We start from the raw sequence: 16270 nt of genomic DNA, 5'->3' as shown, positions 1-16270 counted from the left end.
ACCCATATAGCTATTCAGCTACTTTTAGGTCAACCTCTTTTCCATTCACAATATTACTTGAACTATAAAACTACCTTTATCTTAATTCGAGATCTTTATCTCTGTGTCTCTTCCACTATAGTCACCTTTTTTCAATACGTAAATTATCTAAAATAAACGTACCTGCTCCAGTATCCCCGTTTAAATTCGTTCCATCACTGAAAATTCCAACATAAGTTTGACCGTTCTCAGAACCTGTCACAGTAAACTCTGCTGTTTTTGTGTCAGTAGATGCAGTAAGAGTGTTATTCACACTCAATCCTTTTGCACTCGCAATATCTCGAACATCAATTTCTTGATCCCCTGAAATAAAGCGGAATGCATTTGCTGTCGTTTGGTAGTCAAATGATACTTTATAAGTTACGCCAGGTTCGAAACGATAATTTTGAGGAATCGTGCGGTACAGCAAACCTTTATTTCCAGTGTTCACTTTAACGGACCAATTCCCCCCTAATACATCATCGACTAATTTTTTACCTGCCCATCCTTTTTGTGTATATGGAGCATGCAGTTCAGACAGATGAATTCTGTTGTCTTCTACCCCTTCTGTGTTACCGATAACGAATGGGTAAATACCTTGTACTACCGATTCAAAATCTTGTTTGAATTCCGTTGGTGAGACATAATTTTTTAAGGACTTTTGAACGATCCGAATATCATCAAATTTTGTGTTTCCTTTTCCAGCATCACGGCTTAGAGTTAATTTAGCTTTATTCGTTACAGCTGTAAAGCTTACTTGCATAATTTGCATTTTACTATTGTATCCATCATTTGAAGCATGTGAATCTGCCTTAACATAGTTCTTTTGCAGGCTACGAAGTGTGTAATTGTTAACGTCTTCTTTCCCACCTGTTACTGTAATTCCCGCCTTTACATCACTATTGTTTTCAACATATACCTCTGCCACATAATCTTTACCTGGTTCTAAACCAGTAAGAACACGAGAAACAGTTGTATCTTTTGACGGACTATCGATATTCAAATAGTAATCTCCACTACTTACATTACGGTTGCTTCCAGTTTGATTCGTTCTAACGGCGCTTACAGCTTTATTATCACCTTGAATAGTTGTATAAGCACTTACTTTTCCTGTATTGAATCCCGCGTCATATATATGAGCACCTTTGCTCCAATCATAGTCAAGGATTTCCAAACCTTTATCTCTTTTTGGTACAACAACATAAGGAGTTGCAGCACTAGCTGTCAAAGTTACCTTATTATTTACAACTTTGACTTCTTTCATATCTGCTCTACCTTGATCTGTCAACTTGTATACATAAACAGTAGAAACATCTTTATATTCATCTGGAAGTGCCCAAGTAGTTGTACCACCTTCCAAATTCCAGTGATATAGTTTATCAGAATTAGAAGTTGGATTTTTAAAATCTTGTTTCACCCAAGGAATTAAATAAGTGTGTCCATCAAGTACAACGTTTCCATTCAGTTTAATCACACGTTCCCTAGAATTGTCTTTTCTAGTTACATCGACAACATCCCCATTACTTGGGTCTTTCAATTTTATTTCCTTTTCTAAGTTTGTCTTGCTTTTATCCCCTTCTACCGCTGTCCAATTCGTCACATAATATTTTTGTAAGAATTTAGTAGGTAGATTCGTATCAAATGTCATGCGAATAAAATTATCAAAATTCTTATCAGATTGCCATCCTTCGAAACCAGCTAATTCAAATCCACCAAGTAACGGATGATCAGCAGTTCCTCCTACTTCAGGCCAGTTCAACACCCAAGAATCTCTTTGGTGATTGCTAATAAAGCGTAGTACTTCTGAGTTGATACCTTTACTTTCCGGTCCACCGTAGTTTTTATCGGTAGCCCAGTGTTGCCACGTTGAATAATTGGCCATAGAACCACCAAATTCCGTTGTTAACCTCCAGCCTCTATCTTTAAATTGATCTGCTATTCTATTTGATTCCCATTGATTTTGATACCATACATCTAAATAAATAAAGTCGAGATTTGGAACAGCAGCTTTCAATTCATCTAGTCTTTTCGCACGCGCTCCAGAATACAAATCTTTTAATTTATTAATTGTATAAGATTGATCTAGCCATCCCCAACCTAAAGAATTTGGACGATCAATAAAATCATTGTTGAAAGCTTTCGCTTCAGGATAAACTTCTTGCGCATTGATATGGACACCAAATTGGGTATTATACTTACGTCCCTCTTTAATAAGCGTATCCAAATCTTTAGCGCCACCCATACGCTCACCTACATTACCGTAATCCGGATGACCGCTGTCATGTCCTTCGTTTGCATATCCTTTTAATAAAACAGCCTGCCCTAATTCATCTGTAGCAAGTGCAACCTTTTTAATATTATCGGCTGTTTTTAAGAACGGTTGTTGTGCTTGTGATCCGAAGTTCATTGCAATACGCATTCCAACATTATTATTTACATCTTGATATCCTTTAATATCTTGCATAATATCACGGTATGCAATCGCCGCATCTTGCCAATCTGTCTTATTATCAGTATTCAAATCTTTAGCAATAGCTATTTTAATAGTTGGTTTATTTTTTTGTGGCTCTGGCATAAACTCTCTTTGGTAATAGAGTGCACTAGAACCTATTCCCATTGCTTTTGCACCTTTTTTATTTACATATCGATTCGCAACTAAGTTTTTATAGCCATCCACTTCTGAACTGGACCATACACCTGCACTCAATTCGTCAGTTGACAAAAATGCTGTATAATTTTTGGTAGATGTACCTATTTCTCCCATAGAAGAATCTACGCTTACATCTACATCACCTGATTTCCTAACATCAGTACTAATATTCGTTAATTTAGCTTTTGCACCTTTTTGTTCCGAATTTACTGAGATAACGTTCATATCAGCAAACTCAACTGTTTCAATTTTAGCACTACCATTATTTTTAATTTCATCGAAACTATAAATAACTTTATTATCATTCACTTTCAAAGATACCTTAAATGTAGCATCAAAGTTTTTCATTTCATCCACAACTTTTAATGTATATAGCGCTTCACTATCGCTTAACTTTTCAAAGCTTACTTTAGGATAGTATAAGGAACCATTTACTTTTAATCCGTACACAGGTGATTCTTGTCCATTCATTACTTTATCGTCAACCTTGTATTTCACAATTCGCGGGAATACTTGGTCAATAGTAACATCCATATACTTTGACTTTAATGTATCTTCTACTGGCGTGGTATCTGGAGGTTTTGGCGCACTGTATTCTTTGATTTTGATATTAGAAATCGTAATATCGGCAGCACCTCTGCTTTTTTCAAACCCAAGTCCGCCTGCTTGATCTACACCACCAGTTAATGTCCAAGAGTCGACCTTTTTATCATCAATGTATAACGTCGCAACATCGTCCATGAATACTAAACGTAAATGGTATGTTTGTTTTGCTTGTAACGGCACGTTTGAAGTCATCGACGTCCAATTGTTTATAGGTCCAAATGTTTCACCAAAATACTGATCGTTCGTATCTCCTGTTCCTACATATGTGTATGCAGATGCATTTTGAACACGATAAATGAATCCAAAACGATTCATCTTATCAGTATTCGTAGTAACATCCGCTTCAAAAACACCATTTTTAATCCCTTTCATTTGGTTGTAGACAATTCGATTTTTTTGGGTAGATGTAACACTAAAAGTTGCTGAACCATCTTCATTATAGGTAACTTTTCCGTCACCAGAGATAATTTTCAAATCGCCTTCTTCTAGTTTATTATCCGTAATGTCGACAAGTTTTTCATCTCCTGGATTCGTGCCTCCATCCCCAGGTGCATCTCCTAATTCAATGAGGACTTGACTTTTTTTATCTCCAAAAGCACCAAGTTTAACTGCTTCCTTACCTGTAAGGAGGTTATTTACATCATTGGGTAAAGTAACCGGTCCAAATAAATCTTTTCCATCTAAAGTAATGTTCATAGTGGTTCCTTTATAATCAATTTTTATGAAATGTGCGGTCCCAGCCTCTGGAAGTGGAACATTCGGTCTTGTTCTTAACCAATCACCTTTTTCTTGATATTTGTATTCATAGAACCATCCAAGTGAATCGTAGCCTACAAAAACGAAGTTATTATTGTCAATATAATGAGGATAGAAACCAAATCTAGTATCTTCGCCCTTGGTTTCTGGAGTAAAGGTATACGCCATCGTTCCCGCTTCTTTAGCGACTTTATTTTGTTCTTGAAAAATTGCAGCTTTAGCCCCGTTATCGTTTCCAGCACCTGCTCCAAGCCTTGCATAGGACTTTCCATTTTGTTCTATTAATGCATTAATTTCGTTTCCACCAGATGAAATTGTGACCCAAGGATTAGACACATTTGCTCCTACATGCAATGGTACAATCATGCTCACTAAAAATGTCGGCACAATTAGCACAAGTGCAAGAAGGATATTAAAAGCTCTCTTGAAATGCTTACTCTCCAATTCTTCTCCCCCTTTGGATTTTAAAATTTAGTTAAAAACAATACCTGCACATTCATTTTTAAAAATAGACCAAAACCTGAAAGGTACCGCTTTCACTTATGTTTAGAATAGTTTTTTTTAAGTGCCCACTCAATAAAGATATTGTTTCTTTTTTTAGTTATATTGTCTTTTTAAAACGCTTACAAAACAAGGGTATTATCACCTTTTCAAGGGTGTTTTTCACTGAATTTTATACGATAATTATTATTCTTCGGTTTATATATAAAGGTTCTTCTCCTCCCTATAGTCATGAACTGTTCTGGGCTTTTAATCTAGGATTTGCGACCATACTGGACGCACTAAAAAATGAGCAGACGAATGTCTACTCATTTTTATTCATTCCATTTAAAAAGTCGTTCTGGTGCAAATATTTGTTCAAGAAATGAAGGACATATGAAAGAAAAGATATTGTACTAACTTTGAAGCTCAGCTGTTACTTTTACTTTAGCAAACCATGAATTCGCCGTCTCTTTCAACACGAGATTCAATTCTTCAATATTCCTTTTACCAACATCTTTTAACCAATGGCGACCTGCTTGTTCACCGCCTATAGCAAACGGCATGACACCGTCTTTCCAAGTTGCCCGACCACATAATACCCCATTAAAGGTAGAACCAGATTCTTTAGCAAATTTTAATGTTTCTTGAAATAATTTTGCGCTTACTCCGGCACTAAGGAAAATAAATGGAAGCTTCGTTGCTTCACTCTGTTCTTTGAAATAAGAAGCTGCTCTTTCTTTACTGTAAACAAATTCACCTTCTGTATATCCTTCCACATAGTTCATATCTACTGGAACTTCTACTTTTAATACATCTACTTTATATTGCGGCTTTGAGAATTCCTTCATGGACTCAATCACTTTATAAGGTTTTATTTTTGCGTATGCTTTACTTTTCACATCATCACTTTCAGAATCATACGTAACAATCTCTAAGAAAAATGGTATGTCTTCAGCTGCACATTCAGATCCGATACGTTCCATATAAACGTGTTTATAGTTATTAATTTTTTCATCTTCATCGACATCATAGTAGAGTAAGAATTTAATTGCATCGGCACCGGCATCCTTTAATCGTTTCACTGACCATTCTGGTAATAAATCTGGTAACCGTCCTACTTCTGACGCATCGTATCCAGTTTTTTCATACGCTACGATTAAGCCTGATTCTTTATCTCGGACTTTAGCCGCTGGCAAACCGTATTCCGGGTCCAAAAGGATCGCTGTTGTAAATGGTGTTAATTCCTCAGAAACTACTTCTTTAAAACGGGTAATGCCCTCATCTCCAACTTGACTCGCACCGCCAGACGCAATCATTTTTTTCAACGATCCACGTTGGTCAATAGCCAATGCACCAATTATTCCATTTTCAGCAGATAAACGTTTTAGAGCTTCCAATTTATTTTTGGTTAGTTCTAGCATTAACATTCTCCTCTATCAATCTATTTTTTCAACTTTAACGAGATCAAAGTATTGCTTAAACTTATTCACATTAATATAACCGGTTTCAGCTTCCATCGTATTTAACATTCCTGTAGTCATCGCCGTTTTCAGAACAGTCTCGACCGTTTGATGTTGATGTAGTGCCACAGCTAATCCTGCAACTGTTGCATCACCAGCCCCTACAGGATTAACCACTTCTATTTTCGGGACCATAACTCTATAATAGTCCTCACTATGCTTAACAAATGCACCTTCACTACCCATCGACACGATAATCCACTCAATTCCAGTAAATAATTCATTGTTTAATGCTTGCTTTAGTTCTATAATTCCCGCTTTCATATCAATGCCCAACAGTTGTGATAATTCCGCTGTATTCGGTTTGATGGCAAATGGTTTTTCTTTATGAAGCATCGCTTGTTTCAAAGATTCCCCTGACGAATCCATAATTACTGGAATTCCATTTTCATGACAGATTTCTAACATTTGATAATAATAGTTAGTCGGTAATCCTTTCGGTAAACTGCCCGAAATTGTCACAAGTGAAGCTGTTGTAAGTAGAAATTCAAATTTCTTTAAAAAACTAATCCCTTCTTCTTTAGATACTGTCGGCCCTGATTCTAAAATCTCTGTTTGCATCCCTTCATGAAGAATGGCGATACAATTTCTTGATTCTTTTTTGATTTTCAAAAAGTCATTTGGAATATTGGCTTTATTTAATTCTTGAATAATGTATTCCCCAATCGTACCACCAAGCACACCTGTCGCTAGGACACCTTCTTCCATTTGAGCGATCACTCGCGCAACATTCAAGCCTTTTCCACCAGCAGTTTTATGAACCGCTTCTACACGGTTAACAACATCTAACTTTAACTCATGAATCGGATAGGAAATATCGACCGATGGATTCATGGTGACAGATAGTATCATTGGTAATCCCTCTTTCAGAAATTTGTTTAAGCTTGAAAACGGCATACACCGTCAAGATAGGTAGCAGTTACATCCATCTCTGGCGTCATCACAATAAAGTCAGCATCATATCCCTCGGCAATCTTCCCGCATTCACCATCGAGCTGCATACTTTTAGCTGGTGCCGTACTCGCCATGTAAATTGCTTCCTCAGGTGAGGCAATTCCCCACTCGACGACATTTTTGACAGCATCTTTTAATTGCAAAATGCTACCTGCTAAACTTCCGTTTTCCAAACGAGCCATCCCATCTTTTACTTTCACAGGAAATTCTCCCAGCTGATACATTCCTTCAGGCATACCTCCAGCCATCATACAATCAGACACCATAACAACCTTTTCTCTACCGCGGATATTCATTAAAATATTTGATGCAACGGGATGTACATGATGTCCATCACATATGATTTCGGCAAAAACATCTTTTAAATTCATGGCCGCTCCGACCATCCCTGGCTCACGATGATGCAATGGACTCATTCCATTGAAAGTATGAATAAAAATGGAAGCTCCTTTTTCAACCGCTCGCTTTGCTTCTTCATACGTTGCATCACTGTGGGCCAATGCTACTATAATCTCTTCTCCTACAGCATATTCAATGAATTCCGCTGCTCCTTTTCTTTCAGGTGCAATCGCAATTTTTTTAATAGAATCATTTGATAATTTCTGCCAATCTTTCAACATATCAACTGATGGGTCACAAAAATATTTCGTGTTTTGTGCTCCTTTATGCTTTTCAGTAAAAAACGGCCCTTCTAAAAAGATCCCTTTAATTTTTGCGCCCTGTACTTTTTTGTAATTGGCACCAATCATTTCAACGACATTATTCAACGATTCTATTGAGGATGTTAAAGTTGTCGGTAAAAAGGCTGTAACGCCGCAAGAAAGGAGTCCTACCGAAATTTGGTTCAGTCCTCCAAAATTATTGTCCATAACGTCGTGATTTCTAAATCCATGAATATGTGTGTCTACTAGACCAGGAGCGATCCAATGCCCTCTATACTCAATAATTTCTGCCGCTTCCTTCGGCCTGTATTCTGAAAAAACACCGAATTTTCCGTCTTTTATCTCTAAAAATCCAGGACCTGTGACCATCTCTTCAAGAAAAAACTTATCTGCAAAGATAAAAATAGACATGTATGTTTCCCCTAACCTAGTTACTCATATTCGTAGATAGTAACACCTTTAACGACACGGTTCACCGTTCCTGTCGGTGAAGGTGTATCTGGTGTATTACCTACTTTCACGGAGGCTAACAGTGATATTGTTTGCCCAATCATAACAAAAGGTAATGCTAAGTAAGCATCTGGTACAGACTGTGCCTCGCTGCCAAATACAAACCTATTCCCAGCGTAATTCGTTTCTCCATTAACCTCGATGGCACATATATAGCTGGCAATGTTGTCCTGTTGCATTTCGTTTAACATATCTAAATCATATTGACGTGTATACGGATTGTTAGAAACAAACACAAAAACTAATGATTTTTCGTTTACAAATGATTTTGGACCGTGCCGGAAGCCAAGCGGTGAATCAAATGCGGTAACAATTTTTCCAGCCGTCAGTTCTAATATTTTTAATTGTGATTCTTTTGCTAAACCTTCTAAACTACCGGAACCTAAGTAAATAATTCGTTCAAAATCTAAATCTACTATCTTTTGGATAACGTCTTCTCTTTGAATGACACTTTCACCCATTTGATGGATTTTTTTCACTATCATCGATTTTTCTTCTATCGATATAGAATCAAAAATAAGTAATGCTGTTAAAGCCATGCAAGTATAACTTCCTGTCATTGCAAAACCTTGATCATTTGACTTTTCAGGCATTAATAGTAATAAATTTTTTTCATTATTCACAGCCCTTTTAGCTAATTTCCCATCTTTCGCACAAGTAATCGTTATTTGATACAAATCGGTTACTATTTGCTCAGCTAATTGTACAGCAGCAATACTTTCCGGACTGTTTCCGCTTCTAGCAAATGAAACGAGTAAGGTCGGAAAATCCTTTTTGAAAAATTGGTAAGGATTTGAAACTAGAGTAGTGGTCGGAATACTTAGTACTTCCCATTGTTGTTCATCGACTTTTTCTATTAAATAAGGGGTGACTGTATCACCGACATAGGCAGACGTTCCAGCCCCTGTAAAAATAACTCGAACCCGGTTGTGTTTCGTTATTATTTTTTGTAAAAACTCATCAATCCCCTCGCTTTTCTCCTTATATAATGCAAATGTTTCATCCCATAAATCAGGCTGTCGTCTTATTTCCGCCGTTGTTATCGACGCGCCTAACGAAACTAATTTGTCTTGACTTAATGTAAACATATTCGCCCACTCCTCTACCTATTTGCCATCATTTTCTCCATAAATGAAGACCGGCGCCATCCCATTACTTTCCTTCAAATACTCGTAATCCTGCACCAACAACTCCATTATTTTGTGCCAATGTACTGATACTCATCTGCTCCAAAAGATGTTGTTGCTCAGGAAGCTGATAACTTTTTAACTTCTCTTTAATCAACTCCAGTAGAAATGGATTTTTCACAATAACACTTCCGCCAAAAACCATTTTATGCGGATCTAATAAACAGGAAATCTTATAAAGACCTTGTGCTAAACAATCAGCTACCTCATTAATGATGGGCTGATATTCTGGTACACCATTTATATAACTAGCAAAAACATCCTTTGTTGAAATCGTATCTACCTGTAAGTCCCTTTCGGCTATTCTCTGAATCCCAGGCCCAGCAGCAATTTTTTCTAATCGTTCATTGCCCCCCTTCATGAGGACAGGAATTAAACCAAGTTCTCCAGCAAATCCTGCCCCCCTAAAAAATGAGCCTTTATGAATGATGGAACAAGATATTCCCGTACTTATAGTCACATACACAAAGGTTTCATTCCTTTTTACATGCGCTGCTCTCCATTCGGCATAAGCTGCCATATAGACATCATTGTCAATCGTAATCCGCTGAATACGAAATTGCTCTTGTAAACGAACTGAAATGGGAAACTGTCTCCAAGGTAAATTGTTTTGAACAATGGCAATTCCTTTCTCGCGATCTACTTTTCCCGGTACCCCAACGCCAATCCCCTCGATATTAGCGATGGAAATCGATGATTTTTTGAGAACTTGTTCCACAGATTCTACAACTCTACCAAACATTTTTTCTCGGTCTGAAGGATCACTTTTTATTTCCACGCGTTCAAGCAGTTCGCCTGTATCCGAAATGACTCCCGCTGCAATCTTCGTTCCCCCAATATCAATGCCGACTGCCTTTTTCATTTGTCCGCACCCCTAGGTTTGTATTTGAAGTATTGAGTAAATTTCTATACTTGTTATCGTTGAACATATATGTGCGATTCCTTAATCAATTCACTTGCCTTAGTCAATTTATACGTATTTTCGATTGTAGTCATACAGTAGCCCTAAGAGACCAGCCAACCCAACCAACATCATACCTAGTTCGAATTTACCAGCTGTCTTTTGGTAAAAAATAATTAAAGAGAGGCATACGATAAACACAACAATTTTAATAATGAATAAAATATTAGCCTTCATTTGAAAAATCCTCCCATCTAATTTCACTAGGTGCTAACGTCACTTCTTTCCTATTTCCTTGTCCGTCGTAGACAGCCGTTGTTTGTTCAATCATTGAATTGTTAACGATTGCCATTTTTTGAATAGATGGATATGCATGGACTTCACAATAAATATTGCTCGCATGATACTTTTGGAATTCTCCTTCTTTATTAGCAGCATAGTATAACGCGCGCATGAGCAAACGTGTATTTTCTTCACTGTATGGCAGCCCTGCAATATAAACAGCTCTGCCTTCTCCAAACGAATGACTTGAAAGGTGGACTTCTCCATTCAAATATTCGATTATTTCGGTTTTATCTGACAACGCATAAATGTTTTTCATTCCTTCACCAAAATCAAATTGGGTGCTATCAGCAGAAATAAAGTGTTTCTCAACAGGGTTAATAAAATATTTATCTGTTGATAAGCTAAATCCTAATTCTTTGTCAACACCTAAGACGTTCGCCAATTGAAAATAATGTCCTTCATGCTGATAGGCTGTCGGTTCGCCAATACCTATGAACCCCCCGCCATTATACATCCAGGCCCTAATTGTAGTGACTAACTTTTCATTAATCCAATTAGCACCTCCTGAAAAAGCTGTGCCTACATCGCCGGCATTTATGATAACGTCAATATCCTCATGTATCCCCTCGTTAATGACATCATCAAAACTAATGAACGAAACTTCTACAGCTGCCCCGCTTAACGATTCTAAAACACCTAAATAAGAATAAATTTGTTTATACCATAGAGCGTGTGCAACCATATGTGTTTGCCAAGTTCTCAACTTGCCCCATGAATTCAAAATTGCAACTTTCAGACCGCTGTATGGTTGAACACCTTTAATCGTGTCGTGAATTTCACGAAATTCCTCAGTAACTTTTTCAATGTAGGAGATAAATTCCGGGAATTGATAAGCTAAACTTAAATAACCACCATAGCCGATACGATCAACAGGGTTCCGCAGTAAAGCTCTTCGCGCCGTTAACCAGTTTTCATTCGCTTCAATCGTTGGGTTGTTACCTTCGTAAAACGTGTCTGGGAAGAAATATGGTAAGAAACGCCCTTCTGTGTAACGAACATGTGGTATATCTGCAATCATACGTAATGTAGCTCCGCCGCCCACACTTCCTACAACTGCATCCAATCCGATATTTTCAAAGTATTTTCCATATGGCTCTGTACCAATCCAGTTATCACCAAGAAACATCATTGCTTCTTTTCCACTTTCATGGACGATATCCACAAGTTTCTTTGCTTCTTCAGCAACAAACTTATGAACAAAATCTATATAATCTAAAAATGCAGGAGTTGGAATTCGAAACGCAGTATTATAATAACCTTGATCAACTATGTCCTCTGGCCTTAAGCGATAGCCCTTTTCTTTTTCAAAGGCATCCAAAGCAGCAACTGAAACACTAGCACCATATCCGAACCAATCAACAAATTTCTCTTTGCCAAGATTATTAAATACAAGAGTAAAATGATAGAAAAACGTTGTAAATCTGACCACATCTGTATCTGGATTTTCTGTCAGCCATTGTTTTAAATAGTTTTTCATAAATTCGTTAGAATGTGGCTGCCTAACATCAAAAGGAATATCATGTGGTTTATCGCCCCAATTATTCGTTATATGATTGTACATTTGAGTTGGATCCCAAATCGCATAGACTAGGAATGAAACTGTATATTCATGCCAAGGAATCGCCTTCGTAATCAAAACACAATTTTTTTCTTCGTTTACTTCCCAATCATTAACATCAACAATTTCTCCTGTTGTCCGATCGATTACCTCCCAGTATTTTTTAGGACTGTGAATGTAATCCGGCTTTAATTGTTCCTCAAAGTAGCCTTTCATAAAATCAATTTCAAGGGTGTCAGTAAGCGCCGTATTGAACAAGCTCATTAAATACAATTGCTGGCATTCGTCCATGTGCTTCTCTGCGAACTCATTGTGAGCTCGTGCAACAAAATAGGTCGTATAAATTTTCGCATCCAACTGTTTAATTTCATCATCTAGTTTCGTTCCATCACTATCGCGAATCGCATCCGCACCCCATCGTTCCATCAATTCTTTTGTTTCCTGTAGGAAATTTTCTTCACTCGGTAAAGTAACACGGCCTATTTTCTTTTTCATGTAAATCCTCCTCTAATCCTTTAAACCACCAAGGGTCATTCCTTGTGTTAATTTTTTTTGAACAATGATGTATAAAATCAAAGTTGGTAGCATGACTAGAACCATCCCCGCATACATTTGACCATAATTCGCAGCAGATTTTTGAGCTGCCATCAAGTTCATTAACCCAACAGGTAACGTTTTATTTGGTCCTGGAATTAATGTTAAGGCAATAATGTATTCGTTCCAAAAGGCAAGAAAATTAAATAAAATGACGGCAATGATACTTGGACGAGCTATCGGAATCATGACTGAAATCATTGTTTTAAAATATCCGGCACCATCGACCAATGCCGCTTCCTCATACGTAGATGGTAGGGATTGGAAAAAACTAGACAACAAGTAAATGGTAAATGGTAACGCTGTCGCCGCATATACCAAAGCTAAAATAAATAAATTGTCTAGTAGAAATCCTTCACCAAGCTGGCCTTGTAAAAAGGTATCTCCGTCCAATAACATTAAGAATATTGGAACAACAATGTAGTTCACATTGATGAATAACCCAGCTTTAAAAAAAGTATTTATTAATTTGCTTCCTCTAAAAGTATATCTTGCCAACACATAGGCTGCTGGTAAGGCCACAATCAATAAAATGACCAGAGCCAACGCAGTTACCATGACTGAATTTAACATGTAAGTACCCATGTTAGCCTTTTGGAAAGCATCGATAAAATTTTGAAAATAGAAGCTTTTCGGCATGGCCCAAGGACTTCCATAAAACTCCGAATTTTTCTTCACTGAGGCTAAGAAAACCCATGCAACAGGAATAATGATAGAAATTGCTAACGTAATGAGTGCTACATATATAAAACAGCGATATATTGCTTCTGTAGTCATACCTTTTTGGGGCTTAACTGTTTTTGGAGCTTTATAAGCTGCTTCTACAATCAGTTCTTTTTCGGCTTCCATCATTTTGGGATCTCGATAAGCTGTTTCTGTAGTCATTCTTTTTTGTGTTTCCATCGTTTTGGACCTCCTTAATACTCCAACACTTCCCTTTTAGTGACACGGCTTATAATTGCAGATAATGCGAATGAGAATAGGAAAATGACCACTCCAATAGCCATACCGTAACCGTAAGAAGAATTCGTGTAAGCTTGCTTATACATGTAGCTTAAAAACACTTCCGTCGATCCGTCAGGTCCCCCGCCAGTCATTGCTTGAACGAGTAGAAAACTTAAATTAATCGTACTAATAACGAAGAAAGTTAACGTCGTCCGAATGTTATTCCAAATTAATGGTAAAGTAATACTGAAAAATTGCCTGATCCGTCCAGCCCCTTCCAAAGCGGATGCTTCATAAAAACTTTCCGGAATACTTGCCATTGCCGCCATATACATGACCATATAGTAACCAATTGCTTGCCAAATGAGTGCCCCGCCAATGCTGTAAATAGCAATTTTTTGATTGCCGAGCCACATCTTTTGAAGATTTTCCAGGTTAAATAAAGCAAGTATATTATTTAACAATCCTGTAGTCGGATCATAAACTGCAGAAAATATTCCCGCGATAACTACAACTGATAAGATATTAGGGAGGTAAAATATAATTCTAAAGAAGCCTTTACCTTTTATTTTTTCTCTCGTTAACAAAGAAGCAAACAAGATCGCCATCACCATCGTGATAATTGTCACAATAACAATTAATACGATACTGTTTTGGAGAGATCGAAAGAAATTCATATCATTCCATAAAATCTTAAAGTTATCGAGCCCAACGAATACCTTATTATTAGAAAATCCTCCCCACTTATATAAGGACATCCTGAACACCTCAATCGTAGGAACAATCATAAAAATGGCTAACAGGATTAGTGCGGGTGCAGTACAAACAAAAATAAAAATTCTTTTTTCTGTCGTCTTATTCATGCCATCACCTCAGTTAATAAGTACAACGGTGAGACTAGACGACTCACCATTGTACATAGTGAAAACGAATTTATTTTAATGCAGACCGTAATTGGTCACTCACTTTTTCAACAGAGCTTTGCCAATCTTTCACCTTTTTATCACCAGAAACAACACTATCAATCGTTCTAAATAATGTATCTGGCATACTTACACCTTCAACAGCTTTCGTTGCAGCAAATCCACCTATTCCCACTTTCACTCCATTATCATAGATACTATAGAATGATTTATTTTCACCTGTCAGTTTATTAGAAAGGCCTTTGATAGGCTGAATAGCACTCGACTCAGCAAAAATTTCAGCTGCCTTATCCGAATAAACAAACGTCATGAAATCTTTAGCAAGTTGTTTATTTTTAGCTGCAGAAGGAATCCACATTTGTTCAAAGAAAGTAAATGCATAACGGTCCTTATTAGCATCAATTGTCGGTAAAGCCATCATGCCCCATTCAAACCCTTTAGATCGAGGAGCTTCTTTCATTTCACCAACTACCCACGTACCATTTGGCATAAACAAAGCTTTGTTATCGAGAATCAACTGTTGATTTTTCTTGTAGTCTTTATCATTTGCATTCGCAACGGTAGTTGGCTCTGTATACTTTCCTAATTTTCCGATAATTTCAAAAGATTTTGTTGCTTCAGAAGTTTCCCAAACACCATCTGTATATTTCATAGCTTTATTAAATAACTCAGGTCCACCCACCCCCAGTAGTAAAGAGTAGAAGAATGTATCAAAGTAGCCTGTAGTAGGGTAAGTAAATAATGAAATTCCTTCCGCTTTCGCTTTATCTCCTAAAGCCCACATTTCGTCCCAAGTCTTCGGCACTTCCCAACCTTTTTCTTTTAATAAACTAGCATTATAAAATAATCCAGTTGGACTATAAAACATCGGTGCCATATAAATTTTACCGTCATTATAAGGATTAGTGGCAGGTGTACCAGTAAGCCCAGGTACTAACTTATCTTTAACTTTAACATCTTCACCATAAACATTTTTATCAAAAACATCGGTAATGTCTTCTAATGCTTTATCTTTAATCAAGGTTTCTGTTAGCGCCTGTTTTCTACCGGTTGCCAACAACACAACATCCGGATACTTTCCTGCTTTCATATTTGAACCTATGACATCCTCAAGATTTTTGTCCACTGTCAATTTAACATCAACTTTTGGATTAGCAGCTTCATATGCGTCAATCACTTTGCTCCACATCTCTTTACCATAAGCCGATTCAAGTGTTGCCACATGAAGGGTTTGTTTTCCACTGGAGCCCTTACCATCCTTAGCGTTATCAACTTTTGTAGTATTACCTTGGCAAGCTATTAAACTAAAAGATAACAAAGCTGTCATCCCAGACAACAATAACTTTTTTTTCATCTTTATCTGACCCCCATCTCCTAATCTACCTTTCATAATTAAAGAATACAAAATAGATAACGCTTTCACAATAAACATCTTGTTCTGTTTTTTAGATATCTTGCTTTTTACTGAATATCCCACTAAAATCTTTGTCAACTACCCCACTGAGATAAAGCCTTTCAGTGGGAGCTTGAGTTCGAACGCTAGACAGTTTGACGCTCTAGCATTCATGCTACCTTATGGTAACACCCTAAGTCTGTTTTTGGTTGGTACTGACAACGAACGATTGTTTCCCCACTTGTACCACCCTTTCGAAAAAGAG

The 16270-nt window shown here is 37.2% G+C and carries 11 protein-coding genes; all 11 read right to left on the bottom strand.

The features are described 5' to 3' along the window. Window positions 1-121: 121 nt before the first annotated feature. On the bottom strand, window positions 122-4474 hold the full coding sequence (locus tag ACTFSI_RS10055; RefSeq protein ID WP_197225506.1) for an endo-alpha-N-acetylgalactosaminidase family protein: 4353 nt from the start codon (window positions 4472-4474) through the stop codon (window positions 122-124). A 452-nt stretch (window positions 4475-4926) separates the two neighbouring features. Further along, the gene (gene lacD / locus ACTFSI_RS10050) at window positions 4927-5934 is read right to left on the bottom strand and encodes a tagatose-bisphosphate aldolase (RefSeq protein ID WP_138322128.1); all 1008 of its coding nucleotides are present in this window, start codon (window positions 5932-5934) and stop codon (window positions 4927-4929) included. A 15-nt stretch (window positions 5935-5949) separates the two neighbouring features. Then, the gene (lacC, locus tag ACTFSI_RS10045) at window positions 5950-6885 is read right to left on the bottom strand and encodes a tagatose-6-phosphate kinase (protein WP_000603952.1); all 936 of its coding nucleotides are present in this window, start codon (window positions 6883-6885) and stop codon (window positions 5950-5952) included. 26 nt (window positions 6886-6911) lie between these two features. Continuing rightward, window positions 6912-8060 (bottom strand): N-acetylglucosamine-6-phosphate deacetylase, encoded by a 1149-nt coding sequence (nagA, locus tag ACTFSI_RS10040; RefSeq protein WP_440045370.1) that lies wholly within the window; start codon window positions 8058-8060, stop codon window positions 6912-6914. Window positions 8061-8080: 20 nt separating this feature from the next. Next, window positions 8081-9247 carry an SIS domain-containing protein gene (locus ACTFSI_RS10035; protein WP_000494691.1) on the bottom strand — a complete coding sequence of 389 codons (1167 nt, stop codon included), beginning with the start codon at window positions 9245-9247 and terminating at the stop codon, window positions 8081-8083. Between the two features lie 64 nt (window positions 9248-9311). Beyond that, window positions 9312-10208 (bottom strand): ROK family protein, encoded by an 897-nt coding sequence (locus ACTFSI_RS10030; RefSeq protein ID WP_044790744.1) that lies wholly within the window; start codon window positions 10206-10208, stop codon window positions 9312-9314. 108 nt (window positions 10209-10316) lie between these two features. Continuing rightward, window positions 10317-10484 carry a DUF6903 family protein gene (locus ACTFSI_RS10025; RefSeq protein WP_165444537.1) on the bottom strand — a complete coding sequence of 56 codons (168 nt, stop codon included), beginning with the start codon at window positions 10482-10484 and terminating at the stop codon, window positions 10317-10319. Next, window positions 10474-12645: a 1,3-beta-galactosyl-N-acetylhexosamine phosphorylase gene (gene gnpA / locus ACTFSI_RS10020; protein ID WP_440045369.1), complete on the bottom strand. Its 2172-nt coding sequence runs from the start codon at window positions 12643-12645 to the stop codon at window positions 10474-10476. Before gnpA ends, ACTFSI_RS10025 begins: the two co-directional genes overlap by 11 nt. A gap of 12 nt (window positions 12646-12657) precedes the next feature. Continuing rightward, entirely contained in the window at window positions 12658-13647 is a 990-nt protein-coding gene (locus tag ACTFSI_RS10015; RefSeq protein ID WP_080776405.1) for a carbohydrate ABC transporter permease, read from the bottom strand. Between the two features lie 14 nt (window positions 13648-13661). Next, window positions 13662-14552 carry a carbohydrate ABC transporter permease gene (locus tag ACTFSI_RS10010; protein WP_001044587.1) on the bottom strand — a complete coding sequence of 297 codons (891 nt, stop codon included), beginning with the start codon at window positions 14550-14552 and terminating at the stop codon, window positions 13662-13664. A gap of 70 nt (window positions 14553-14622) precedes the next feature. Next, entirely contained in the window at window positions 14623-15966 is a 1344-nt protein-coding gene (locus ACTFSI_RS10005; protein ID WP_041184207.1) for a carbohydrate ABC transporter substrate-binding protein, read from the bottom strand. Window positions 15967-16270: the final 304 nt, after the last annotated feature.

The organism is Bacillus cereus group sp. MYBK101-2 (genome assembly GCF_051918845.1).
In the GTDB taxonomy this organism is placed as follows: Bacteria; Bacillota; Bacilli; order Bacillales; family Bacillaceae_G; genus Bacillus_A; species Bacillus_A paranthracis.
This window is presented reverse-complemented; position numbering and strand designations above follow the sequence as displayed.

Bases quoted from the DNA above. Each gene is read 5' to 3' on its own strand.
- nagA (WP_440045370.1), bottom strand. From the start codon at position 8,060: ATGTCTATTTTTATCTTTGCAGATAAGTTTTTTCTTGAAGAGATGGTC.
- ACTFSI_RS10025 (WP_165444537.1), bottom strand. From the start codon at position 10,484: ATGAAGGCTAATATTTTATTCATTATTAAAATTGTTGTGTTTATCGTA.
- ACTFSI_RS10010 (WP_001044587.1), bottom strand. From the start codon at position 14,552: ATGAATAAGACGACAGAAAAAAGAATTTTTATTTTTGTTTGTACTGCA.
- lacD (WP_138322128.1), bottom strand. From the start codon at position 5,934: ATGCTAGAACTAACCAAAAATAAATTGGAAGCTCTAAAACGTTTATCT.
- ACTFSI_RS10035 (WP_000494691.1), bottom strand. From the start codon at position 9,247: ATGTTTACATTAAGTCAAGACAAATTAGTTTCGTTAGGCGCGTCGATA.
- ACTFSI_RS10015 (WP_080776405.1), bottom strand. From the start codon at position 13,647: ATGGAAACACAAAAAAGAATGACTACAGAAACAGCTTATCGAGATCCC.
- gnpA (WP_440045369.1), bottom strand. From the start codon at position 12,645: ATGAAAAAGAAAATAGGCCGTGTTACTTTACCGAGTGAAGAAAATTTC.
- ACTFSI_RS10030 (WP_044790744.1), bottom strand. From the start codon at position 10,208: ATGAAAAAGGCAGTCGGCATTGATATTGGGGGAACGAAGATTGCAGCG.
- ACTFSI_RS10005 (WP_041184207.1), bottom strand. From the start codon at position 15,966: ATGAAAAAAAAGTTATTGTTGTCTGGGATGACAGCTTTGTTATCTTTT.
- lacC (WP_000603952.1), bottom strand. From the start codon at position 6,885: ATGATACTATCTGTCACCATGAATCCATCGGTCGATATTTCCTATCCG.